The sequence below is a fragment of the Nocardia sp. 348MFTsu5.1 genome (genome assembly GCF_000383535.1).
Lineage (GTDB): Bacteria > Actinomycetota > Actinomycetes > Mycobacteriales > Mycobacteriaceae > Williamsia > Williamsia faeni.
Genome location: NZ_KB911509.1, coordinates 458,694 through 481,413, shown reverse-complemented (window position 1 = coordinate 481,413; position 22,720 = coordinate 458,694). Strand labels below are relative to the sequence as shown.

22 protein-coding genes are annotated in these 22,720 nt (G+C 64.8%); 15 read left to right on the top strand and 7 right to left on the bottom strand.

Annotation, left to right across the window (positions count from 1 at the left end; genetic code table 11):
- Positions 1–46: 46 nt before the first annotated feature.
- The 6 genes from H290_RS0102270 (at position 47) to H290_RS0102245 (ending at position 5,003) form a co-directional block, all read left to right on the top strand.
- The gene (locus tag H290_RS0102270) at positions 47–1,195 is read left to right on the top strand and encodes a pyridoxal phosphate-dependent aminotransferase (RefSeq protein WP_020105136.1); all 1,149 of its coding nucleotides are present in this window, start codon (positions 47–49) and stop codon (positions 1,193–1,195) included.
- Between the two features lie 73 nt (positions 1,196–1,268).
- On the top strand, positions 1,269–1,877 hold the full coding sequence (locus H290_RS0102265) for a TetR/AcrR family transcriptional regulator (protein ID WP_020105135.1): 609 nt from the start codon (positions 1,269–1,271) through the stop codon (positions 1,875–1,877).
- A gap of 68 nt (positions 1,878–1,945) precedes the next feature.
- Positions 1,946–3,373 carry an adenylosuccinate lyase gene (gene purB / locus H290_RS0102260; protein WP_028462663.1) on the top strand — a complete coding sequence of 476 codons (1,428 nt, stop codon included), beginning with the start codon at positions 1,946–1,948 and terminating at the stop codon, positions 3,371–3,373.
- A 333-nt stretch (positions 3,374–3,706) separates the two neighbouring features.
- Entirely contained in the window at positions 3,707–4,063 is a 357-nt protein-coding gene (locus H290_RS0102255) for a helix-turn-helix transcriptional regulator (RefSeq protein WP_020105133.1), read from the top strand.
- Entirely contained in the window at positions 4,060–4,512 is a 453-nt protein-coding gene (locus H290_RS0102250) for an SRPBCC domain-containing protein (RefSeq protein WP_020105132.1), read from the top strand. The genes H290_RS0102255 and H290_RS0102250 overlap by 4 nt, the downstream gene beginning before the upstream one ends.
- Positions 4,509–5,003, top strand: a complete 495-nt coding sequence (locus tag H290_RS0102245) for a pyridoxamine 5'-phosphate oxidase family protein (protein WP_020105131.1) — start codon at positions 4,509–4,511, stop codon at positions 5,001–5,003. The genes H290_RS0102250 and H290_RS0102245 overlap by 4 nt, the downstream gene beginning before the upstream one ends.
- A 5-nt stretch (positions 5,004–5,008) precedes the next feature.
- Here H290_RS0102245 and H290_RS0102240 read toward each other — a convergent pair whose 3' ends face one another.
- The gene (locus H290_RS0102240) at positions 5,009–5,299 is read right to left on the bottom strand and encodes a SelT/SelW/SelH family protein (protein ID WP_020105130.1); all 291 of its coding nucleotides are present in this window, start codon (positions 5,297–5,299) and stop codon (positions 5,009–5,011) included.
- A gap of 94 nt (positions 5,300–5,393) precedes the next feature.
- Between H290_RS0102240 and H290_RS0102235 the strand changes: the two genes are divergently transcribed.
- Both H290_RS0102235 and H290_RS0102230 read left to right on the top strand, forming a co-directional pair.
- Positions 5,394–6,287: a phosphoribosylaminoimidazolesuccinocarboxamide synthase gene (locus H290_RS0102235; RefSeq protein WP_020105129.1), complete on the top strand. Its 894-nt coding sequence runs from the start codon at positions 5,394–5,396 to the stop codon at positions 6,285–6,287.
- Positions 6,284–8,401: a S9 family peptidase gene (locus H290_RS0102230; RefSeq protein ID WP_020105128.1), complete on the top strand. Its 2,118-nt coding sequence runs from the start codon at positions 6,284–6,286 to the stop codon at positions 8,399–8,401. The genes H290_RS0102235 and H290_RS0102230 overlap by 4 nt, the downstream gene beginning before the upstream one ends.
- A gap of 83 nt (positions 8,402–8,484) precedes the next feature.
- On the opposite strand, the gene H290_RS0102225 is transcribed toward H290_RS0102230, so the two are convergent.
- Entirely contained in the window at positions 8,485–9,885 is a 1,401-nt protein-coding gene (locus H290_RS0102225) for a DHA2 family efflux MFS transporter permease subunit (RefSeq protein ID WP_369758738.1), read from the bottom strand.
- Positions 9,886–10,210: 325 nt separating this feature from the next.
- Between H290_RS0102225 and H290_RS27575 the strand changes: the two genes are divergently transcribed.
- The 4 genes from H290_RS27575 to H290_RS0102205 all read left to right on the top strand — a co-directional run bounded on the left by H290_RS27575 (position 10,211) and on the right by H290_RS0102205 (position 13,200).
- Entirely contained in the window at positions 10,211–10,915 is a 705-nt protein-coding gene (locus tag H290_RS27575; RefSeq protein WP_051121862.1) for a DUF2334 domain-containing protein, read from the top strand.
- An 80-nt stretch (positions 10,916–10,995) separates the two neighbouring features.
- On the top strand, positions 10,996–11,244 hold the full coding sequence (purS, locus tag H290_RS0102215; protein WP_028462662.1) for a phosphoribosylformylglycinamidine synthase subunit PurS: 249 nt from the start codon (positions 10,996–10,998) through the stop codon (positions 11,242–11,244).
- Complete coding sequence (gene purQ / locus H290_RS0102210; RefSeq protein ID WP_020105124.1) at positions 11,241–11,921, top strand: phosphoribosylformylglycinamidine synthase subunit PurQ; 681 nt, start codon at positions 11,241–11,243, stop codon at positions 11,919–11,921. The genes purS and purQ overlap by 4 nt, the downstream gene beginning before the upstream one ends.
- Before the next feature lie 7 nt (positions 11,922–11,928).
- Positions 11,929–13,200 carry a M18 family aminopeptidase gene (locus H290_RS0102205; RefSeq protein ID WP_020105123.1) on the top strand — a complete coding sequence of 424 codons (1,272 nt, stop codon included), beginning with the start codon at positions 11,929–11,931 and terminating at the stop codon, positions 13,198–13,200.
- Positions 13,201–13,284: 84 nt separating this feature from the next.
- On the opposite strand, the gene H290_RS0102200 is transcribed toward H290_RS0102205, so the two are convergent.
- The 4 genes from H290_RS0102200 to H290_RS0102185 form a co-directional block, all read right to left on the bottom strand.
- Positions 13,285–14,571: a VOC family protein gene (locus H290_RS0102200; RefSeq protein WP_020105122.1), complete on the bottom strand. Its 1,287-nt coding sequence runs from the start codon at positions 14,569–14,571 to the stop codon at positions 13,285–13,287.
- A complete protein-coding gene (locus tag H290_RS0102195) occupies positions 14,568–15,062 on the bottom strand; it encodes an RNA polymerase sigma factor (RefSeq protein ID WP_028462661.1) in 495 nt (164 codons plus the stop codon). The genes H290_RS0102200 and H290_RS0102195 overlap by 4 nt, the downstream gene beginning before the upstream one ends.
- Positions 15,063–15,179: 117 nt before the next feature.
- The gene (locus H290_RS0102190; protein WP_028462660.1) at positions 15,180–16,463 is read right to left on the bottom strand and encodes a PQQ-binding-like beta-propeller repeat protein; all 1,284 of its coding nucleotides are present in this window, start codon (positions 16,461–16,463) and stop codon (positions 15,180–15,182) included.
- A 13-nt stretch (positions 16,464–16,476) separates the two neighbouring features.
- A complete protein-coding gene (locus H290_RS0102185; RefSeq protein WP_020105119.1) occupies positions 16,477–17,406 on the bottom strand; it encodes an AraC family transcriptional regulator in 930 nt (309 codons plus the stop codon).
- Positions 17,407–17,477: 71 nt separating this feature from the next.
- Between H290_RS0102185 and H290_RS0102180 the strand changes: the two genes are divergently transcribed.
- The 3 genes from H290_RS0102180 (at position 17,478) to H290_RS0102170 (ending at position 21,785) form a co-directional block, all read left to right on the top strand.
- Complete coding sequence (locus tag H290_RS0102180) at positions 17,478–18,314, top strand: NAD(P)H-binding protein (RefSeq protein ID WP_020105118.1); 837 nt, start codon at positions 17,478–17,480, stop codon at positions 18,312–18,314.
- Complete coding sequence (locus H290_RS0102175) at positions 18,314–18,790, top strand: DUF1772 domain-containing protein (protein WP_036517858.1); 477 nt, start codon at positions 18,314–18,316, stop codon at positions 18,788–18,790. Before H290_RS0102180 ends, H290_RS0102175 begins: the two co-directional genes overlap by 1 nt.
- A 457-nt stretch (positions 18,791–19,247) precedes the next feature.
- A complete protein-coding gene (locus H290_RS0102170; protein WP_020105116.1) occupies positions 19,248–21,785 on the top strand; it encodes an ATP-dependent Clp protease ATP-binding subunit in 2,538 nt (845 codons plus the stop codon).
- 90 nt (positions 21,786–21,875) lie between these two features.
- Here the strand turns inward: H290_RS0102170 and kstR are convergent, their stop codons facing one another.
- Complete coding sequence (kstR, locus tag H290_RS0102165; protein WP_020105115.1) at positions 21,876–22,526, bottom strand: cholesterol catabolism transcriptional regulator KstR; 651 nt, start codon at positions 22,524–22,526, stop codon at positions 21,876–21,878.
- Positions 22,527–22,720: the final 194 nt, after the last annotated feature.

Below are 22,720 nucleotides of genomic sequence, written 5' to 3'. Positions count from 1 at the left end.
TGGCGGTGAACTCCCGGTTTCGAAGGGGAACAGATAGTTTCGAGGTATGCGTTCGGAATCTCAAAGGTCCCAGGTCGAGATGTTCCATGTGATGGACGTGCAGGCCGCGATCGCCGCGCGGCGAGCCCGGGGTCTCGACGTCATCTCGCTCGCCGCCGGGCAGCCGTCGACGCCGGCGCCGGCCCCGGTCCTGGCCGCGACCACCAAGGCGCTGGGCGAATCGTTGCTCGGATACACCGAGTCGCTGGGTATCGCGCCGCTACGCGAAGCGATCGCCGGACACTACCGCGACACCTACGACATTCCGGTGGAGCCCGACGACGTGGTGGTGACCACCGGATCCTCGGGTGCCTTCACGCTGATCTTCCTGGCGGCGTTCGACGCCGGGGACACCGTTGCGATGGCCCGTCCCGGATACCCCGCGTACCGAAATGCGCTGTCGGCACTGGGCTGCGAGGTCATCGAACTCGATTGCGGTGCGCAGACCCGATTCCAGCCGACGGTCGAGATGCTCGAAGCCCTGGATCGGCCGCCGGCCGGATTGATCGTCGCGAGCCCGGCGAATCCGACGGGGACCATCCTCGATCCGGCCGAGTTGGCGGGCCTGGCGCGCTGGTGCGACGCCCACGGCACGTTGCTGATCTCGGACGAGATCTACCACGGCATCAGCTATGGCCGCGAGACGACGTGCGCGTGGAACACCTCGCGGCAGTCGGTGGTGATGGGTTCGGTGTCCAAGTACTTCAGCATGACGGGATGGCGACTCGGCTGGATGCTGGTTCCACCGCCACTGCGCCGCCCGGTGGAACGGCTGACGGCGAACCTGACCATCTGCCCGCCGGCGATCAGTCAGTACGCGGCGGTCGCCGCCTTCGGTCCGGAGTCGAGGATCGAACTCGACGGTCATGTCACGCGGTACGCCAGGAATCGGGAACTGTTACTCGGCGGGTTGGCCGATCTGGGTATCGACGACATCGCCCCACCGGATGGCGCCTTTTACGTCTATGCCGACCTCGGTGACCGGACCGACGACTCGTTGGGATGGTGCGAGGGCGTGCTCGAACAAACCGGAGTGGCCATGGCGCCCGGGCTGGACTTCGATACCCGCCACGGAAATCGGACCGTCCGGATGAGTTTCGCCGGGGCCACCGAGGACATCGCTCTGGCATTGGAGCGCCTCGCGCCGGTCCTTTAGCCGAAATGCTTGCGCAGCGCCAGTATTTGACGGAAACCACCCATCACCGCGCGGCCTTTGCCACCATGACGGGGTGAACTCCGCAGGAACTCCCAAAGGTGCGCGCCGTCGGGCGCTGCTGATCGCTGCCGCGGGGGAGTTGCTTCTGGAGGGTGGTTTTGATTCGGTCCGGCATCGTGCGGTTGCGGATCGGGCCGGACTGCCACTGGCGTCGACTACCTACTACTTTGCCTCGCTTGAAGATCTGGTCGCCGAGGCCGTTGAGCATGTCTGCGACGACGACCGGAACGCCATCGCCGAGCGAAGCCGAGCGCTCTCGCGTCGGCGTCGCGGTGCCGAGGCGACCGCGGAAGCGTTGGCCGAGGTGTTCGTCGGAGACGGCACGCCACGGGCCAGGCTGACCTGCCGGTACGAAGCGGTGATCCTGTGTGCGCGGATGCCCCGCCTTCATCAGATACTTGCCGACCATCGGAACCGGATTCGGAACGTCCACTTCGACGTCCTGGAGAAGTCCGGGCGTAGCACCGACCTGTCGGGGATCGCGCAGTTGATGGCCGTCGAGGACGGTGTGGTGATCGGTGCGCTGGCCGATTCGGTCGACGATGTCGTCTCCGCGGCCAAGATCGCGCTGTGTGAAGTGATCGACCACGTGGCTCCGGTGGCACCGGTAGCGGTGGGCTGACCTGCGGCGGATGCGGACGGCATTCTCGGGTGCCGCATAATGTACGGGTGTCTGATACCGAGCAAACCCTGACGAAGCCCCGCGTGTCCAACGTCCTGGCCGGTCGCTATGCGTCCGTTGACCTGGTGCGACTGTGGTCGGCGGAGTACAAGATCGTCCTGGAGCGACAGCTCTGGGTTGCGGTCCTGAAAGCGCAGCGGGAACTCGGTATCGACGTTCCGGCCGAGGCCATCGCCGACTACGAGCGTGTCCTCGACAAGATCGATCTGGAGTCGATCGCGCAGCGTGAACGGGTCACCCGGCACGACGTGAAGGCCAGGATCGAGGAGTTCAACGCCCTCGCCGGGCACGAACAGATCCACAAGGGCATGACCAGCCGCGACCTCACCGAGAACGTGGAGCAGCTGCAGATCCTGCGGTCGCTCGAACACGTCCACGCCCACGGTGTCGCCACCGCGGCCCGGCTCGCGGAACGCGCGGCGCAGTACTCATCTGTGGTGATGGCCGGACGCAGCCACAACGTCGCCGCGCAGGCGACCACGCTGGGCAAGCGTTTCGCCTCCGCGGCCGATGAATTGCTGATCGCCCTGACCCGGCTGCGTGAGCTGATCAACCGCTACCCGCTGCGCGGCATCAAGGGGCCGATGGGCACCAGCCAGGACATGCTCGATCTGCTTGATGGCGACGTGGAGAAGTTGTCGGAGCTGGAGTCGAAAGTTGCTCAGCACCTGGGCTTTTCGAAGTCACTGACTTCGGTGGGTCAGGTCTACCCGCGCTCGCTCGACCACGATGTGGTGTCGGCGCTGGTGCAGGTGGCGGCCGGACCGTCGTCGTTGGCGCAGACCATCCGCCTGATGGCCGGCCACGAGCTGGTGACCGAGGGCTTCCAGCCCGGACAGGTCGGGAGCTCGGCGATGCCGCACAAGATGAACACCCGCAGCTGTGAGCGGGTCAACGGTCTGCAGGTCATCCTGCGTGGCTATGGCTCGATGGCTGCCGAACTCGCCGGTGCCCAGTGGAACGAGGGTGACGTGTTCTGCTCGGTGATCCGCCGGGTCGCCCTGCCCGATGCGTTCTTTGCCATCGACGGATTGATGGAGACCTTCCTGACCGTCCTCGCCGAGTTCGGTGCGTACCCAGCGGCGATCGCCAACGAACTCGACCGCTACCTGCCGTTCCTCGCGACCACCAAGGTGCTGATCGCGGCAGTGCGTGCCGGGGTCGGACGTGAGGTCGCCCATGAGGCGATCAAGGAGAACGCGGTGGCCGTGGCGCTGGCGATGCGGGAAGACGGCCGCGAGCCCGACCTGCTCGACCGGCTGGCCGCCGACGACCGTCTGCCCTTGGACAAGGCGGCACTCGAAGCTGCACTCGCCGACAAGTCGGCCTTCATCGGTGCTGCCGAACATCAGGTCGCCGCAGTCGTGGCGCAGGTCGCGGAGCTCGTTGCGCAATACCCGGACGCCGCCGCGTACACCCCCGCTCCCATTCTCTGACCCGCGTCCGTCGAGCGTGCCCATAACGCCGTCGAGCGTGCCGAAAATGCGGCAATAAAGGCACGCTCAACGGCAATAAAGGCACGCTCAACGGGGAGGCCGGCGAGCGTGCCTCAGTGACCGTTGACCGTGCCGAAGGTGCGGCAATAAAGGCACGCTCAATGGCAATAAAGGCACGCTCAACGGGGACGACCGTCGAGCGTGCCCATAACGCCGTCGAGCGTGCCTTTGTTGCGTGCTTCTTCAGGGGGTTGAAACGTTTCGACGTCGCAGTAGTATTCAACTTGTTGGTTGATAACCAATAGGTTGAATAGCCCGGGAGGGTGGAAGCCGATGGGTGCAGCAATGGCCGATCAACTCAGTGCCGTGTTCGCGGCGCTCGCCGATCCGACGCGGCGGGCGATCCTGGAGCGACTGGCCGAAGGCGAGGCCACGGTGTCGGCGCTTGCCGAACCGTTCGACATGAGTCTGGCCGCGGTGTCCAAACATCTGAAGGTCCTCGAACGCGCCGGTCTGATCTCGCGGGGTCGCGATGCCCAGTGGCGTCCGTGCTCGCTCGAGGCCCGTCCGCTCGAGCAGGCCAGTGACTGGCTCGGTGACTACCGACGTTTCTGGGACACGAAATTCGATCGACTCGAAGAACACATCAACCGGATCGCAGGGTCCGGCAACCGAGAGGAAGAATCATGACCGACACAGCAGATCGAGAGTTCACGATCGTCCGCGAGTTCGCGGCGGGGCCCGAGGTGGTGTTCGACGCCTGGGTCGATCTGGACCAGTTGTCGCAGTGGATGGCGCCCGAAGGCCTGACCACACCGCGTGAGCGCATGTACGGAGATCCGCGGCCCGGTGGTGGGTACGGCGCGGTGATGGTGCTCCCGGACGGACTCGAAGCAGCCATCGATGGTGTCTATAAGGAGGTCGATCGCCCTAGTCGCCTGGTGTTCACGTGGCCCGATCCGACAACGCCGGAAAGTGTTTCGTTGTGCACGGTCACGTTTGTCGAATCGGCTCCGGGCCGGACCACCATGACCTTCCATCTGCTCGCGCCCGGTCCGATCAGTCCCGATGACGGCGCCAGAGTGGGCTGGAACAGCTGCTTCGACAAGCTGCACCGTCAGTTGGAGACAGCGCCGTGATCACCGCGGAGGCTCTACCGCAGGGCGACCTCGCGCTGCTCGAGACCGAGGTGGCGCAGGAACTGCTGCACACGGACATCCCGGCTCGACTCGCGTACGTCGCCGCCGACGGCACACCCCGGGTGCTGCCGATGAATTTCTGGTGGAACGGCACCGAATTGGTGATGGCAACGTTCACCGGTGCCGCGAAGGTGCCGGCGCTACGACGACATCCGGCGGTTGCGCTGACGATCGACACCGTGGCCGGCAAACCCCATGTCCTGCAGATCCGCGGCGAGGCCGTCATCACCGACGTCGACGGTGTGGTCGAGGAATATGAGCTGATGATGCGCCGCGGCATGCCCGCCGACGTGGCCGACGGATACTTCGCCGACCTGCGGGCCGGTGGGGCACAGATGCATCGCATCTCCGTGGTCCCGGCGTGGGTGGGTGTGCTCGACTTCGAAACACGTTTCCCGGGCGCGGCGCCGGCCGCGGTGAGGAAACGCTGACGGGATCACTCGGGCGTCGAGTCCGCGTGGCCGAGGTTCCAGTCGGGTACGGCGATGTTCCGGACGAGCTTCTTGAGCGTCACGATGTCAGGGAAGCCGTTGTCCCGCTTGCGCTCCCAGATCAGCGTGCCGTCCACCTCGATGTGGAACACGCCGCCGGTGCCGGGCACCAGTGTGACCGAACCGAGCTCGGTGCCGAAGGTGTTGAGCAGTTCGGTGGCCATCCAGGATGCCCGGAGGACCCAGTTGCACTGGGTGCAGTAGGTGATGGTGACGGCAGCTTTCGATTCGCTCACGGGCCTATTGTCGCAGCCGTTTACGTAGACGGTGTCGACCGAAGTGGGCCGGGCGGATACACCGCGTCCGCCGAGGGCCACTAACCTTGAGGTCATGCGTCCTGCTCTGGAGTCCTATGAACACCTCGCAGCCGGGAAGGTGCGGGATCTCTATTCGATCGACGACAACACCATGCTGATGGTTGCCTCTGACCGGATATCTGCGTTCGACCACATTTTGTCGACACCGATCCCGGACAAAGGGCGCATCCTGACCGCGATGAGCGTCTACTACTTCGGTGCCCTGGGCGTTCCGCATCACCTGGCGGGCGGGCCCGAGGATCCGCGGATTCCGGCGTCACTGCTCGGCCGGGCGCTGGTGGTCAAGAAGCTCGAGATGCTGCAAGTCGAGTGCGTTGCCCGCGGATATCTCACCGGGTCGGGCCTGCTCGACTACAACGCCACCGGATCGGTCTGCGGGATCGAACTGCCGTCCGGTCTGGGCGAGTCCAGCAAGCTGCCCGAACCCATCTTCACCCCCGCGAGCAAGGCCGCGATCGGTGAGCACGATGAGAACGTCAGCTTCGACGCAGTCGTGGCCATCGTCGGTGAGGAGATGGCGGTCCGCCTGCGGGACCTGACGCTCGACATCTACTCGCGTGGGTCGCAATTGGCAGCCGAGCGCGGAATCATCTTGGCCGACACCAAGTTCGAGTTCGGACTCGACGGCGACGGCACGGTGGTGCTGGCCGACGAGGTCCTCACCCCGGACAGCTCGCGATACTGGGATGCCGACACCTACACACCCGGACAGGTGCAGCCGAGTTTCGACAAGCAGATCGTCCGCAACTGGCTCATCAGCCCCGATTCCGGATGGGATCGGGCTGCTGACACTCCACCACCGGCCCTGCCCGACGACATCGCGCAACGCACTCGCGCCCGCTACATCGAAGCGTACGAACGTATTTCAGGCCTGTCATTCGATGATTGGCCAAGAGGAGAGCAGTGAACGACACCTCGAAGGATTCCGCAGCCACCGTGCCGCGCGTCGCAAAACAGGTTCCATTCGAACGCACCCATCACGGTGAGACCGTGATCGACCACTACGAGTGGTTGCGGGACAAAGAGGATCCCGAGGTCATCGCGTTCCTCGAGCAGCAGAACGAGTACACCGCTGCCCGCACCGCCGAGCTCGCCGATCTGCGCGCCGACATCTACGGCGAGATCAAAAGCCGCACACAGGAAACCGACATGTCGGTGCCTACCCGGCGGGGTCAGTACTGGTACTACGCCCGCACCGAGGAGGGCAAGCAGTATTCGCTGAGTGCACGCTGCCCGATCAGTGGCCCGGACGACTGGACTCCGCCGACCGTGGAACCGGGGCAGCCGGTTCCGGGTGAAGAAATTCTGCTGGACTCCAATGTCGAGGCCGAGGGTACCGATTTCTTCAGTCTGGGCGCGTTGTCGGTCAGTGAGGACGGCACGCTGTTGGCCTACAGTGTCGACAACACCGGCAACGAGCGATACACGATGCGGTTCAAGGACCTTCGCAGCGGTGAACTGCTCGCCGACGAGATCGCCGATACGGCGCCGGGTGCGCTGTGGTCACTCGACGGCCGTCACGTTTTCTACCAGACGGTGGACGAGGCGTGGCGTCCCGACACGGTGTGGCGGCACGACCTCGGTGCCGGTACCCCGGACGTCAAGGTGTTCCACGAACCCGACGAGCAGTACTGGGTCGGCATCGGCGGAACCCGCAGCGACAAGTACCTGATGATCACGATCGGATCGAAGATCACCTCGGAGGTCTGGGTTCTCGACGCCCACGATCCCACCGGTGAGTTCTCGGTGGTGTGGCCGCGCGAAGAGGGCGTCGAATACGGCGTCGAACATGCCGTCATCGAGGATCGTGATTGCTTCCTGATCCTGCACAACGCCAATGCCGAGAACTTCGAGCTGCTCGAGGCCCCGATCAGCGATCCCACCGCGACCCGCATCCTCGTCGCGCACGACACGGCGGTACGCCTCGAGGACGTCGACGCGTTTGCCGGCCAGCTGGTCCTGAGCTACCGGCGTGAAGCGTTGCCGCGACTGTCGATCGCTCCACTGACAACCGGCGAACCGGTGTTCACCGAAGTTGCCTTCGACGAGGAGCTGTACTCGGCGGGTCTCGGAGCGAATCCCGAATGGGCGGCCCCGCGACTGCGCATCGGATACACGAGTTTCATCAACCCCACCGAGGTCTTCGACCTCGATGTCGCCACCGGTGAGCGCACGCTGCTCAAACGCCAGCAGGTGCTCGGCGACTTCGATCCGGCCGACTACGAGCAGCGCCGCGACTGGGCCACCGCACCCGATGGCACCAAGATCCCGTTGTCGGTGATCCGCCGCAGCGGCGCCGCCGACGGGCCGGCCCCGACATTGTTGTACGGCTACGGTTCCTACGAATCCAGCAACGATCCGGGCTTCTCGATCTCACGGCTGTCGCTGCTCGACCGTGGCGTCGTCTTTGTGGTCGCCCACATCCGTGGCGGTGGCGAGATGGGTCGCCACTGGTATGACAACGGCAAGACCCTGACAAAGAAGAACACCTTCACCGACTTCGTCGCCGCAGCACGGCATCTCATCGACACCGGTGTCACCGACGCCGAACATCTGGTGGGTGAGGGCGGCAGTGCCGGTGGTCTGCTGATCGGTGCCGTCGCCAACATGGCGCCGGAACTGTTCAACGGAATCCTGGCGGTCGTGCCGTTTGTGGATCCGCTGACGTCCATCCTCGACCCCTCGTTGCCCCTGACGGTCATCGAGTGGGACGAATGGGGAAATCCGCTGGCGGACAAAGAGGTCTACGACTACATGCGGTCGTACTCACCGTATGAGAATGTCGCCGCATTGCCCTACCCGGAGATCCTGGCGGTCACCTCACTCAACGACACCCGGGTGCTGTTCACCGAGGCGGCCAAATGGGTTGCCCGCCTTCAGGCCAACACCACCGGTGACGCCCCGATCCTGCTCAAGACCGAGATGAAGGCCGGGCACGGCGGCGTCAGTGGGCGCTACAAGCAGTGGGAAGAGGTTGCCTTCGAGTACGCCTGGGTCCTGCGGCAGACCGGCGCCGTCTGATCTGCGCCACAACCGAATACAGACAACAGCGCCGCCCGGGAAGATTTCCTGGGCGGCGCTGTTGTCGTGTGGTAGGTGAATCGCTAGTGCATCATCACCGGCACGGGCTTGTCATTGGTTTCGAGCACCCGGGCAACTGCCTTGCGCGGCAAGAAGAATGCCGGGATGAAGCAGAGCGCTATCAGAAGGGTAGTGACGACGAACGTGGCGCCGAACCCGTCGGCCATGTCGCTCAGGTTCTCGGCGCCCTTGAGGTTGTTGACCAGGATCACCGAGGTGATGGCGGTACCCACCGAGCCGGCGGCCTGCTGAACCACGTTCATCAGCGTCGAACCGTCTGGCACCTGGCTGTCGGACAGGGTTCCCAGCGCGGCCGACATGATCGGCATCATGGTCATACCCATACCGAGACCCTGCACGAACAGCGCGATGCTCAGCAGCCAGAACGAGGTGTCCGGGCCGACGTAGATGAAGGCGCCCATACCCAGGGTGATCAGGACGATGCCGATCATCACCAACTTGCCGGGGCCCTGCTTGTCGGTGAGCTTGCCCGACATCGGCATGGTGAGCATCGCGCCGAGTCCCTGCGGTGCCAGCAGCAACCCGGTCATCAGCGTCGACTCGCCGCGTACGCCGATGTAGTACTGCGGGAACAGCAGTGCGGCACCGAGGAACGCGATCATGAAGAACGTCATGGTGGTCACGGCCATGGTGAGCTTGCGGTTCTTGAACAGGCTCAGATCGAGCAGCGGATTCGTCGCGCGGGTCGCGTGGAAGACGAACCCGATCATCAGGAGCAGGCCGATGCCGGCGGTGACGAGGACCGGGGTATCGGTGAAGCTGCCGTGTTCGGTGCTCAGGGAGATGCCGTACAAGAACAGCGCCAAACCGGGTGAGAGCAGCAGCAGTCCGATGAAGTCGAACGAGGGTCGCGCCCTCTCTGACTGGCCGGGCAGGATGGCGAACGCGTAGAAGAAGGCGGCGATGCCGATCGGCACGTTGATCAGGAAGATCCAGTGCCAGCTGGCGTATTCGATGAGTGCGCCGCCGATGATCGGGCCCATGATGGGGCCGAGCAGCATCGGGATACCGAGCATGGCCATGACCGAACCGACGCGGGCCGGACCGGCCGCCTTGGTCAGGATCATCATTCCGATGGGCATGAGCATGCCGCCACCGAGGCCCTGGAGAACGCGGAACACGGTCAGGGACGTGATGTCCCAGGCGAGCGCGCAGAGTGCCGAGCCGAGCACGAACAGGACCAGCGACGTCAGATAGACGTTCCTGGTGCCGAATCGGGCAGCGGCCCAACTGGACAGCGGGATCACGGCGGCAAGTGCCAGTGTGTAGCCGGTGATGGTCCAGGCCGCCCCGGCCTGGTTGGTGTTGAACTCTTCCTGGAATGTGTTCTGCGCCACCGATACAACGGTGGTGTCGAGGATCGCCATGATGGCGCCGAGCACGACTACTACGGCAATCTTCAGGACGGCCGGATCAAGCTTTGACTCGGCGGCGCGGCCTAGTCGGTCGAGGTCATCAAAGTGCTTTCTGCAAAAGGGTTGAAATGCTTCGTCTTTCGGTATCGCCGGCGATGCCGACGCAAGCAATCACTGGACGCCCGGTGATCGGTGCAGTCCTGATACCGGCTAACGGTATCGTCCAGGCAACCGTAGACTCCTACGCAAACAATGTGCGATCCACTACAGGTGGCACGCGCAGTGAGTCGGGTCACGGGCGTGTGCCGGGTGTTCGCGTGTTGTCCACATCGAGGCAACCGCCTGACCACGTCCGACGGCGATACTGATGGCCGTGACCGGACAACTCATCGTGTCCATCTCGGGCATCAGAACGGAAACCCTGGAGGCGACTGCGGCCTTCACCGAACGGCTCGCCGCACGAGACGTTCCGGTCTCGTTGCTGGTCGCCCCGCGTCTGAAGGGTCGATACCGCTTGGCCGACGACTCCGAGACCTGCGAATGGTTGCGTGGGCGACGGGCCGGGAACGACGCGATCGTGCTCCACGGATACGACCAGGCGCCGGTGCGTCGTCGTCGTGCAGAGTTCGCGGTGTTGGGTGCGCACGAGGCCGACCTGCGACTACTCGCCGCCGACCGTGTTCTGGAACGGATGGGACTGCGCACGCGCATATTCGCCGCACCCCGCTGGAACTCTTCGCCGGGTGCCCGGCAGGTACTGCCCGGCCGGGGTTTCCGGATCGACCTGGGCCTGACGTCGATCGACAACCTCGTCACCGGTCATCGTCTGCGCGCCCGGGTGCTGGGCATCGGCGACGGATTCGGGACCGATGCCTGGTGGTGCCGGTTGCTGATCGCCAACACGGTGCGGGTGGCCCGTCGCGGAGGAATCGTCCGGCTCTCGGTGGCGGCCAAACATCTGGACACCCCGATGGCCGCCAACGCGCTGATCAACTGCGTGGATCTGGCGCTGCTGCAAGGAGCTTTGCCGACGACGTATCGGACCGTGGAGGCATCGACCGCCCGCAGCGCTGCCTGATCGGAGTCCTCCCGCCGGGAAGCCTGCCGTCAGCCGGTAGAGTTACGTCCAGCAAACCGCAGCTGAAGAGGAGTTCCGAAGTGGCCCGAGTCGTAGTGGACGTCATGCCCAAAGCCGAGATCCTGGACCCGCAGGGACAGGCGATCAGTGGCGCCCTGGGCCGACTCGGATTCGCCGGTGTCGCCGATGTCCGGCAGGGCAAGCGATTCGAGCTGGAGGTCGACGACTCGGTCGACGACGAGGCCCTGGACCGGATCGCCTCCGAACTCCTGGCGAACACCGTCATCGAGGACTACTCGGTGACCCGGGTCGACGGCGCATCGTCGTGACCGCACGGATCGGGGTCATCACGTTCCCCGGAACACTCGACGACATCGACGCTGCCCGGGCCGTGCGCCTTTCCGGTGGCGAGGCGGTTGATCTGTGGCACGGCGACAGCGACCTCAAGGGCGTCGACGCGGTTGTCGTGCCCGGCGGATTCTCCTACGGCGACTATCTGCGCGCCGGTGCCATCGCCCGATTTGCGCCCGTGATGGGTTCGCTGGTCGAGGCCGCCGGCAAGGGTTTGCCGGTTCTGGGCATCTGCAACGGTTTCCAGGTGCTGTGTGAGGCCGGGCTGCTTCCGGGTGCGCTCACCCGTAACCAGGGACTGCACTTCATGTGCCGCGACCAGTGGCTGCGCGTCGAGTCCAACACCTCGGCCTGGAGCAGCCGCTTCGAACAGGGTGCCGAGATCCTGGTCCCGTTGAAGTCCGGTGAGGGACGGTATGTCGCCTCTGAAGCCGTGCTCGACGAGCTCGAGGGCGAAGGCCGGGTGGTCTTCCGTTACGCCGGCGACAACCCGAACGGGTCGATGCGGTCGATCGCGGGTATCTCCAGTGCCAACGGCAAGGTTGTCGGATTGATGCCGCATCCCGAGCACGCCACCGAAGCGCTGACCGGGCCCAGCGACGACGGGCTGGGTCTCTTCTACTCGGCCCTCGACGCCGTTCTCGCCAACGCCTGAGCCGCACATGGTGACAACGTCCGCCGATGCCGCCGGTCTCTGTAGTTTCGTCGATGCGTCACCGTCGCCGTTCCACGTCTGTGAATCGGTGGCAAAAGTTCTGGAAGCCAATGACTTTCGGGAGCTGAAAGAGTCGCACCAGTGGCCGTCGCAGCCCGGTCGGCACTACGTCATCCGGGGCGGATCGATCGTCGCCTGGGACAGCACCGCCCGCGGTCGTAGCTTTCGTATCGTCGGCGGCCACACCGACAGTCCCAACCTTCGCGTCAAGCAGAACCCGGACCTGCGTTCGGCCGGCCTGCGGATGGTCGGGCTGGAGAAGTACGGCGGTGCCTGGCTCAACTCCTGGCTCGATCGTGATCTCGGCATCTCGGGCCGTCTCGCCATCCGTGAGCCCGACGGCCTGCGTGAACATCTGATCCGGATCGACGACCCGGTACTGCGCGTCCCGCAACTCGCGATCCATCTCTCGGAGGATCGCGCCGGGGTGTCACTGGATCCGCAGCGTCACGTGAACGCGGTGTGGGGTGTCGGGGTCGATGGCCCTGGATTCATGGAATGGATTGCGGCGCAGGCAGGTGTGGCGCTCGATCAGGTTCTCGGTTGGGAACTGATGACCCACGATCTGGCCCCGAGCCGGGTCGTCGGGGTCGGCGGCGACCTCATCAGTGCACCACGCCTGGACAACCAGGGAACCTGCTACGCGGGTACCCGAGCGCTCATCGACGCCATCGAGTCGGAGTCGTCGGCAGCCATCCCGGTGCTGGCCCTCTTCGATCACGAGGAGGTCGGCAGTGGTTCGGACCGCGGTGCGTCGTCGGACCTGCTCGGTACCGTACTCGAGCGAATTGTGCTGGCCGGCGGTGGATCTCGGGAAGACTACCTGCGGTCGATGGCGATGAGTGCCTGCGCATCCGGAGACATGGCACATGCCACGCACCCCAACTATCCCGATCGCCACGAGCCGGCGCATCAGATCGCCATCAACGGTGGTCCGGTACTGAAGGTGAACCAGAATCTGCGGTACGCCAGCGATGCGGCCGGCGAAGCGCTGTTCGCGGTCGCGGCCGACAAGGCGGGGGTCCCGCTTCAGCGGTACGTCCATCGCGCCGACCTGCCCTGTGGTTCGACGATCGGACCACTGACCGCCACCCGCACCGGACTCAACACCGTTGATGTCGGTGCGCCGCAGCTTGCGATGCACAGCGCCCGTGAGGTGATGGGCAGCGCCGACGTCGGTATGTACTCCGCCGCCCTCGCCGCGTTCCTCGCTCCCTGAACCCCGATGATGTGGCCTTTTGGCGGCTCTCACCTGGGGAAATGCCCGCCAAAAGGCCACATCATCGGGGTGCGGAGGTGCGGGTCAGTACTGGCCGAGGTAGAAGCGGGCGCCCTGGTCGTCGAGGCATTCGGCGGTGATGGCGTACGGCTGCTGTGACGGTTCGGCGATCACGGTGCCACCGCCCTCGCGTACCCGCTGCACTGCCACTTCGATGTCGTCGACGACCCACATCGGGACGGCCACCGAACGATCCTGCCCGCCGACGAAACCGGTCATCGGGTGCATACCCTCGACCTCCCAGCCGTCGTCGACACGGCCCTCGTTGAACGTCCAACCCAGTACCCGGCCGTAGAAGTCGCGTAGTCGCGAACTGTCCGGGGTGTAGAACGTCATGTACGTGAGCTCACCGTGGCCGGTGGCGTTGAGTGACGGACGCGGATCCAGCGCTGTCGGCCGATAGACGGAGAAGGCGACACCCTGGTTGTCGACGGCGTCGAGCAGTTCGCCGAAGCCGAACTCCTGCAACTGATTCGGTGTACCACCCGCCGCGATGATGTCGGCGCGGGCGATATCGATGTCGTCGACGGCGTACACGCACAGCATGGTCGGATCGCCTGGTACCGAATAGATTCCGAGACGGTGGGACAAGTTCGTGACCTGGTGGGTGGCGGCATTGAACTCCCAGCCCAGGACCGATCCGTAGAAGGCCGCGGCGCGGTCGACGTCCGTGGTCCACAGCGAGCAGTATCCGATGTCGCCGCGGTGGATCTGCTCGACCCTCGCACCGGTCATCGGACCGGTGATCATCCACCGATGTCCGAACGGGTCGACGATCACTCCGGTTCGTGCGCCGTGGTCTTCATACGGTTCACGCTGGACCGCTGCGCCTCCATCGCGCGCCTGGGCGAAGGTAGCGTCGGTATCGGTGACCGCCAGCATCAGCGATACCGAGACCGATTGTGGCAGTGGTGCTCTCAGGCCCAGGTCGGGGAATTCGCCGGCCAGATAGATCACACCTCCGCCGACCAGCAATTCCGCATGTCCGATCGTGCCGTCATCCATTACGATCGGTTCACCGCGCAGGCGGGCTCCGAGGTGGGCGACGTACCATTCGATCGCCGCAGCCGGATCCGAGACGGTGAGATAGGGCAGGGCCCCGGGCCGTTCCGCAAGGGTCTGGATCTCTGATGTGAGGGTCTGGGCCGATGGCGCAGAACCGATGTCGGTGCTCATGGTGACTCCTTCGGGTAGTTCGAGTCCGCGCTCGAGACGGGTACGCAGGCGACGTGCGAAGTCGGCGTCGGGGGACACCGGCACGTCCGCTGTGGCCAGCACGCTGAACGGGTCAAAGGCGTTCGGTGCGTTCATGACTGGCCTCCCTTCACGATGGGCGCGGTGTGGTCGGGGTAGGCCGCGCGGAAGGCCCGCTTGGCCCGGGTGAGTAGTGCTTCGGTGGCAGTGACTGTGCGACCGAGCAATTCGGCGCATTGCGAAACGGTGCAGTCGTCGACGTATCGCAGAGTCAGAACGGAACGGTGGGTGCTCGACAACCGGGCCAGGGTGAACTCGGCGAGCATCCGGTCGAGGTGCACGTCCCATTCATCTCCGCCCGGCTGATCCGGGACATCTTCCACCGGCGTCGGGGTGCGTTGCATCTTGCGCCAGTGGTCGGCCAGTTTGTGCCTGGCGATGCCGATGAGCCAGGCGATCGTCGGTTCGACGGGATCGTCGCCCCGAGCCCGGTCCATCGCGGCCAGGAATGTCTCCGAGGTGACGTCCTCGGCGACGTTCTTGTCGCCGGCCCGTCTGATCACGTATCCGTACACCGCCGGCAACGCTTCGTCGTACAGAGCGAGCAGCGCGGTACCGGCCGGCGCGGCGCCGGACCGATCGTGGGGGTTCCCACCCGTTGAGCTGCTCACATACTCATAGTCGTCCGCGGAGCCGGTTTTCCGACGCCCAACCGACAACCTTTTCTACGACGGTGCGAGCAGCGAGAGCGTGGTGCCCTCCTCGAGCACGAGGTAACCGTCGACGACAGCGGGCTGGCCGCCGACCACTGACCGCTGCCAGGCGACCGATCCGGTGGCGATGTTGTAGGCCGTCAGCTGGGAGTTTCCGCCGAACACGATGGTGTTGCCGCCCTGCCCGACGCATCCGAGGATGTCGATGTTGGTGGACGGACTCATCGGGTCGCTGCGGGGAAGTTCTCCCAGCTTGTCCGCGGTGGCGAGGTCGAGAACCGCGCGCGTCCCGTCTTTGCGGGCAAAGGACACCGTGTCACCGCAGGGTCGGGCGCCGACCTTCGACAACTCGGCTTCGGAGACCTGCCAGAGCCTGGTCGCCTGTTGCGGGTCGTACGCGGCGTAGGTGCCCTGGGTCTGGTAGATCTGCTCGCTGCCTGCGCCCGTCGTGACGGCAAGGGTCGACGGGCCCGGCACCAATTGCTGCTTGTCGTTTTTCGATGTGCTGGTGCCGTCGGGGAGCAGGAACTCGACGCGCTGCGCATCGCGCTCGGTGAACTGGGCCGCGATGCCGGTCGGATAGATCAAGAGATCGCAGGAGCATCCGAACCGGTCGTCGCCGGTGGCCGGGTCGATGAGGTGTTGCGTGCCGTCCGACGCCCGCACGATCGCCACGTCGCCGTCCACCTCGACGGTTGCCGCGCCGGCAAAGGTTCGGGCCCAGACCTCGGTGCCGTCCGGGGTGTTGCGGCTCACCTGGTAGCCGGAGCTGTTCACCCGCAGGTAGTCGGGTCCGTACCCGGTGACGGCCTGGGTGCTGTCGAGGTCAGAGACCGAGTCGAGTTCTCCGGTGTCCAACTCTGCTGTGTAGAAACCGTCCGGACGATCCCCGAGGCGCACCGCGCAGCCGACCTCACCACGGGCATTGAGGGCGCAGCTACCGAGCCCGGCGTCGATCGGCCGTGGCCAGAGACGCTCACCGCCTCGGCGATCGATGGCGAGGTAGGTGTTGCCGAGCCCGGATGGGTAGGAGATCAGCCAGGTGTCCTCGAACGTTCCGGCCACCAGCGGCGTGGCGCCGGCGTCGTAGGTGCGCATGCCACTGAGGTCGAGGCTCCAACGCTCTTCGGGTTCGATCGGATACGACCGGAGTCGACCATTGTCGTAGGCGGTGGTGCGCTGTGGCGGCGTATCGATCGCCATCACCGCGCCCACGGTGACCACCATGATGATCGACAGCAGGAACACGACGAATCCGATTCCCGGGGCGGACCGGCCTTTGAGCATGACGCTCATCCAATCATGGGCCTCAACCGGCCAGGGACCTGCGGTAGTCGCGGGGACTGATGCCCCGTACCCGTTTGAATGCGGCGCTGAGCGCATAGGCGCCGCCGTAGCCCACCTGTGCCGCAACGGCATCGAGCGTGCGGTCGCCGCCGGCGATCAGATCGGCCGCCATCGACAGGCGCCATTCGGTCAGATAGGCCATCGGCGATTCGCCGACGAGCTCGGTGAACCGCTTGGCCAACACGGCCCGGGACACCGCACACTGTGTGGCGAGACCGGCCACCGTCCACGGGTGCTGCGGGTTGTTGTGGATCAGTGTCAATGCCCGTCCCACGACCGGGTCCGATTCGGCGGCAATCCAATTCGATCCCGACGACTCGGTGGTGGCGAACCAGGACCGCAGCGAGTCGATCAACACCAGGTCGAGGAGCCGATCCAGCATCACGTCCTGTCCGGGGGCGTCGCGCAGGATCTCGGTGGCGAGGAGATCGATGAGCGGGGAACTGTTGTCGCGCAGGATGATCAGTCGGGGCAGTGCGTTCAGGAGTCGGGTGGATACCTCGCCGGCAACACCGTACGTGCCGACCAGCGACACGGATTCGCCGTCTGCACTGTTGCCCCAGCTGCGTATCCCCAGGCGCATTGCATCGATCAGTTCGGCACCGTCGACGCTGACACAGTGCTGCCCCTCGTCGATGATCGCGGTCACCGGAGACGTGCCGTCGCCGTAGGTGTAGGGGTCCGGGCCCCGGATGATCGCCACGTCGCCGGGGTCCACGGTTGCCTGCTCCCCGTCGTCGAAAGCGATGGTGGCGGTGCCGGACACGGCCACCACCACCGTCAGCGGGGCCTGGTCCTCGACCCGGATCGACCACGGCGGCGTCATCACCACCCGCAACAGGAACGCATCCATCGCGCGGGGTCCGTTGAGCACACTGCCTAGCGCATCCACAAGACGATTAAACATGAAATCAAGCGGATAAGCCATGGAAACGCTCGCATTGAACCCCTGTACTGGAGTGCATGACAAACACAACATTTCCCCAGCAACGTCCCTTCCTCGTTATCGGTGCAACCGGCAAAACCGGTGGCAGAGTGGTCGACCGTCTAGAGCGATCGGGTCTGCCGGTCCGGCGGGCCAGTCGCACGTCGACCACACATTTTGATTGGACCGACCGCAGTACCTGGAAGCCCGCGCTCGAAGGTGCTGGCGCGGTCTACATCACCTACCAACCGGATCTGATCGCGCCGACTGCGACGGACGACCTCACTGCGTTCGTGGCAGCTGCGGGCGACGCCGGTGTCGATCGGCTGGTGCTGTTGTCCGGGCGCGGTGAGCCGGAGGCGCTGGCCTGTGAACAGATCGTTCTCACCGGCGGTATCCCCGCAACAGTGTTGCGGTGCAGTTGGTTTGCCCAGAACTTCAGTGAGGCCTTCCTGGTCGACGGGATCCGCGGCGGCGAACTGGTGCTGCCGGTCGGATCGGTCGGTGAGCCGTTCCTGGACGCCGACGACATTGCCGACGCCGCCGTCGAAGCGCTCACCGGCACCGGCCATACCGGACGCGTATATGAGCTGACCGGCCCGCGGTTGCTCAGTTTTGCCGACGCCACCGCCGAGATCGGGGAGGTCCTCGGCCGCGACATCGCGTTCGTGACGGTCCCCGCAGCCGACTATCGCGCCGCGCTGCTGGCAGAGGGCATCGGCCAGGAGTTCACAGAGATGGTGATGACGCTGCTTCGAACATCATTGGACGGTCGTAACGAATTTTTGACCGACGGCGTGCGCGAGATCCTCGGACGCGAACCGAACGACTTCTCCGATGTGGCGAAAAGGGCTGCCCTGCAGGGAGTCTGGTGATGACCGTCTTGCGCGAGTCGGTGCTCGTCGCCGGAGTGGTGACGGTGGGCCTGATGGCCGGGCTGTATTCGGCTTTCTCCTACGCGGTGATGCCGGCGCTCCGGCGGGTCGACGACAAGACATTCGTGGCGGCGATCCAGCGGATCAACGTGGCGATCGTCAATCCGTTGTTCCTGCTGATCTTCTTCGGTGGCATCGGCTTCACGGCGGTCGCCGCGGTGCTTTACCGCGACCGGCCGATGCTGTGGTGGATCGTCGCCGGCGCGGTTCTGTACGGCGTGACCCTGGTGATCACCGTCGCGTTCAACGTTCCGCTGAACAACCAGATCGCGGCGGCCGGGGACCCCGATCGGATCAGCGATCTGCACGCGGTCCGGGAGGCTTTTGAAGATTCCTGGGTGCGGTGGAACATCATCCGGGCGGTGGCGAGCACGGCAGCGTTGGCTGTGCTCGCCGCCGGTCTGGCGACCCGATAGTCGGCAATTGTGGACATTCTCCGGCCACCCACCCGTTTTTGCTCCACCCACCGACAATTGTCGGTGGGTGGAGCAAATTTGGGTGGGCGGTGGCGCGACCAAACCCCGACAACACCCGCGCCGAGATGCCCGATATCACGTGACGGGTGATTAGAGCCATCACGATCGAATGGGTGTGGCCCGTTCGCTGACGGCGTATCGCAGACCGAATACCCGCGCGAGCTGCGGTGTTGATGAGTTCAAGCGTCGAAAACAGGGTCCGCAGGGCGAACAGGGTGACACATCTGCGGTGCCGGTGACCTGCGGCCATTAGAGTGGAGTCAAGGCCGCTGAGGGTGACGTTTCGTTGTTGCCGTCGGCACAGGCCCACCCTGGGAAGATCGACGCCGATGGACCAGTCAGACTGGGACAAGAAGCTGTAGGCCGAGGCCGACCCATTGAAACGTAAGGGAGAACAATGTTCGAACGGTTCACCGACCGCGCTCGTCGGGTTGTAGTCCTGGCTCAAGAAGAAGCGCGGATGCTCAATCACAACTACATCGGTACCGAGCACATCCTGCTGGGTCTGATCCACGAGGGCGAAGGCGTTGCTGCCAAGTCCCTCGAGTCGTTGGGGATCTCCCTCGAAGGCGTACGCAGCCAGGTCGAGGAAATCATCGGCCAGGGTCAGCAGGCGCCGTCCGGTCACATTCCCTTCACCCCCCGTGCCAAGAAGGTCCTTGAGCTCTCGCTGCGTGAGGCCCTGCAGCTCGGCCACAACTACATCGGCACCGAGCACATCCTGCTCGGCCTCATCCGCGAGGGTGAGGGTGTTGCTGCCCAGGTGCTGGTCAAGCTCGGCGCCGACCTCAACCGTGTCCGTCAGCAGGTCATCCAGCTGCTCTCGGGCTACCAGGGCAAAGAGCCCCAGGAATCCGGCACCGGCGGTCGCAGCACCGAAGCGGGTACACCGTCGACGTCGCTGGTCCTCGACCAGTTCGGCCGCAACCTGACCGCCGCCGCCTCCGAGGGCAAACTCGACCCGGTGATCGGGCGCGAGAAGGAAATCGAGCGCGTGATGCAGGTGCTGAGCCGCCGCACCAAGAACAACCCGGTGCTCATCGGTGAGCCCGGCGTCGGCAAGACCGCCGTCGTGGAAGGCCTGGCCCAGGCGATCGTGAACGGCAACGTTCCCGAGACGCTCAAGGACAAGCAGCTCTACACCCTCGACCTCGGTTCGCTGGTCGCCGGTAGCCGTTACCGCGGTGACTTCGAAGAGCGCCTGAAGAAGGTCCTCAAGGAGATCAACACCCGCGGCGACATCATCCTGTTCATCGACGAGCTGCACACGCTCGTCGGCGCAGGTGCTGCCGAGGGCGCGATCGACGCTGCCAGCATCCTCAAGCCGAAACTGGCCCGCGGTGAGCTGCAGACCATCGGTGCGACCACCCTCGACGAGTACCGCAAGTACATCGAGAAGGATGCCGCCCTCGAACGCCGTTTCCAGCCGGTTCAGGTCGGCGAGCCCAGCGTCGAGCACACCATCCAGATCCTCAAGGGTCTGCGGGACCGCTACGAGTCGCATCACCGTGTCTCCATCACCGACGGCGCCCTGGCTGCTGCCGCGACGCTGGCCGACCGGTACATCAACGACCGCTTCCTGCCGGACAAGGCGATCGACCTGATCGACGAGGCCGGCGCCCGGATGCGCATCCGCCGGATGACCGCACCACCAGATCTGCGCGAGTTCGACGATCGCATCGCCGATGCCCGCAAGGAGAAGGAATCGGCGATCGACGCCCAGGACTTCGAGAAGGCCGCGAACCTGCGCGACAAGGAAAAACAGCTCGTCACCGAGCGCGCCGAGCGTGAAAAGCAGTGGCGCAGTGGCGACATGGACATCGTCGCCGAGGTCGATGACAACGAGATCGCCGAGGTTCTGGGCAACTGGACCGGCATCCCGGTGTTCAAGCTGACCGAGGAAGAGACCACACGTCTGCTCCGTATGGAAGATGAGCTGCACAAGCGGATCATCGGCCAGACCGAAGCGGTCAAGGCCGTCTCGAAGGCGATCCGCCGTACCCGCGCCGGTCTGAAGGACCCCAAGCGCCCGTCGGGTTCGTTCATCTTCGCCGGCCCGTCCGGTGTCGGTAAGACCGAGCTCTCCAAGGCACTGGCCAACTTCCTGTTCGGCGAGGACGACGCGCTCATCCAGATCGACATGGGTGAGTTCCACGACCGCTTCACCGCTTCGCGCCTGTTCGGTGCCCCTCCCGGGTACGTCGGCTACGAAGAGGGCGGCCAGCTCACCGAGAAGGTGCGCCGCAAGCCGTTCTCCGTCGTCCTGTTCGACGAGATCGAGAAGGCTCACCAGGAGATCTACAACACGCTCCTGCAGGTCCTCGAGGACGGCCGTCTCACCGACGGTCAGGGGCGTACGGTCGACTTCAAGAACACCGTCCTGATCTTCACCTCGAACCTCGGTACGGGTGACATCTCCAAGGCCGTGGGTCTGGGCTTCTCGCAGTCGAATGCGGAAGGCTCGAACTACGAGCGGATGAAGCAGAAGGTCAACGACGAGCTCAAGAAGCACTTCCGTCCCGAGTTCCTCAACCGTATCGACGACGTCATCGTGTTCCATCAGCTCACGAAGGACGAGATCATCAAGATGGTCGACCTGATGATCGCTCGCGTCGAGACGCAGCTGAAGAACAAGGACATGGCCATCGAGCTGACCGAGAAGGCCAAGAGCCTGCTCGCCAAGCGTGGATTCGATCCCGTCCTGGGTGCGCGGCCGCTGCGTCGCACCATCCAGCGCGAGATCGAGGATCAGCTGTCGGAGAAGATCCTCTTCAACGAGATCGGTGCCGGCGAGATCATCCTGGTCGATGTCGACAACTGGGACGGCGAAGGCGAAGGCGAAGACGCCAAGTTCACCTTCAAGGGTTCGAAGAAGCCGATCGAGCTTCCGGACACCCCGGTGGAGCTCGCCAAGACCGGCGACTCCGAGAAGTAGCAACCGAGACAGAAGGGGCGCAACCACGAAAGTGGTTGCGCCCCTTCTTTGTGTCTTCGGACCGTGGCAGACAACGGTCGGGGTTGGTGACTACTTGTCTGCGGCGTCGTTGTCGCGGCCGGCGAGCAGGAGGGTGATCGTCAGTTCCAGGCGGTTGGTGACGTCGGTGGCCGAGGCCCGGCGGGTCAGCCACTGGACCAGATTCGACATCCAGACGTCGGAGACGACGCGGGCGATCTTCAGGTCCATGTCGGTGGGCTCACCCTCGACCATGGCGTTGGCCAGCAGCCGGTCGATGATGGTTGCGACCTTGTCGACCTCGGCCGAGGCCGAGGCGTCGGCAAACATGAACGCCCGGGTCATGGCTTCGGTCAGCAGCGGATCCCGCTGCATCGCAAGGGTGATCATGTCCAGGACGTGGCGCAGCCGTTCGAGTGCCGTGTCGCCGCGGAGGCGGGTCTTGTCGGCGCGGGCCTCGACGGCCTCGAACTCGCGGGCCAGTGCGGTGACAAGCAGGTGCACTTTCGACGGGAAGTACCGGTACAGGGTTCCGACGGCAACGTCGGCGCGATCGGCGACAGCACGCATCTGCACAGCGTCATAACCGCCTTTGGAGGCGAGTGCGAGCGTCGCGTCGAGGATGCGGCGCCGGCGTTCACGCTGGGCGTTGGAGCCGAGGTCGACCTCGGGAGCGACGGCAGCGTTGCTGACCGAATCGCCGGTCGGATTCGGGCTAGCCATCAGTGGTCTGACCTCTTTCGTCTGTGCGCCCCGGTGGGACCTGGTGTGCGCCTGACCGTGAAATGCATCTGGCCAACTACACGTTAATCGCTATTACCCAAAATGCGATTTGTCGTCGCGTGCCGCAACCCCCTTCATTCTGATGCGTCGAACGTGCAATATTAGAACAGGTTCTACGACGTACCGACAACTCC

Bases quoted from the DNA above. Each gene is read 5' to 3' on its own strand.
- H290_RS0102270 (WP_020105136.1), top strand. From the start codon at position 47: ATGCGTTCGGAATCTCAAAGGTCCCAGGTCGAGATGTTCCATGTGATG.
- H290_RS0102255 (WP_020105133.1), top strand. From the start codon at position 3,707: ATGGGTGCAGCAATGGCCGATCAACTCAGTGCCGTGTTCGCGGCGCTC.
- H290_RS0102250 (WP_020105132.1), top strand. From the start codon at position 4,060: ATGACCGACACAGCAGATCGAGAGTTCACGATCGTCCGCGAGTTCGCG.
- H290_RS0102235 (WP_020105129.1), top strand. From the start codon at position 5,394: ATGCGTCCTGCTCTGGAGTCCTATGAACACCTCGCAGCCGGGAAGGTG.
- H290_RS0102205 (WP_020105123.1), top strand. From the start codon at position 11,929: ATGGTGACAACGTCCGCCGATGCCGCCGGTCTCTGTAGTTTCGTCGAT.
- H290_RS0102200 (WP_020105122.1), bottom strand. From the start codon at position 14,571: ATGAACGCACCGAACGCCTTTGACCCGTTCAGCGTGCTGGCCACAGCG.
- H290_RS0102190 (WP_028462660.1), bottom strand. From the start codon at position 16,463: ATGAGCGTCATGCTCAAAGGCCGGTCCGCCCCGGGAATCGGATTCGTC.
- H290_RS0102180 (WP_020105118.1), top strand. From the start codon at position 17,478: ATGACAAACACAACATTTCCCCAGCAACGTCCCTTCCTCGTTATCGGT.
- H290_RS0102175 (WP_036517858.1), top strand. From the start codon at position 18,314: ATGACCGTCTTGCGCGAGTCGGTGCTCGTCGCCGGAGTGGTGACGGTG.
- H290_RS0102170 (WP_020105116.1), top strand. From the start codon at position 19,248: ATGTTCGAACGGTTCACCGACCGCGCTCGTCGGGTTGTAGTCCTGGCT.
- kstR (WP_020105115.1), bottom strand. From the start codon at position 22,526: ATGGCTAGCCCGAATCCGACCGGCGATTCGGTCAGCAACGCTGCCGTC.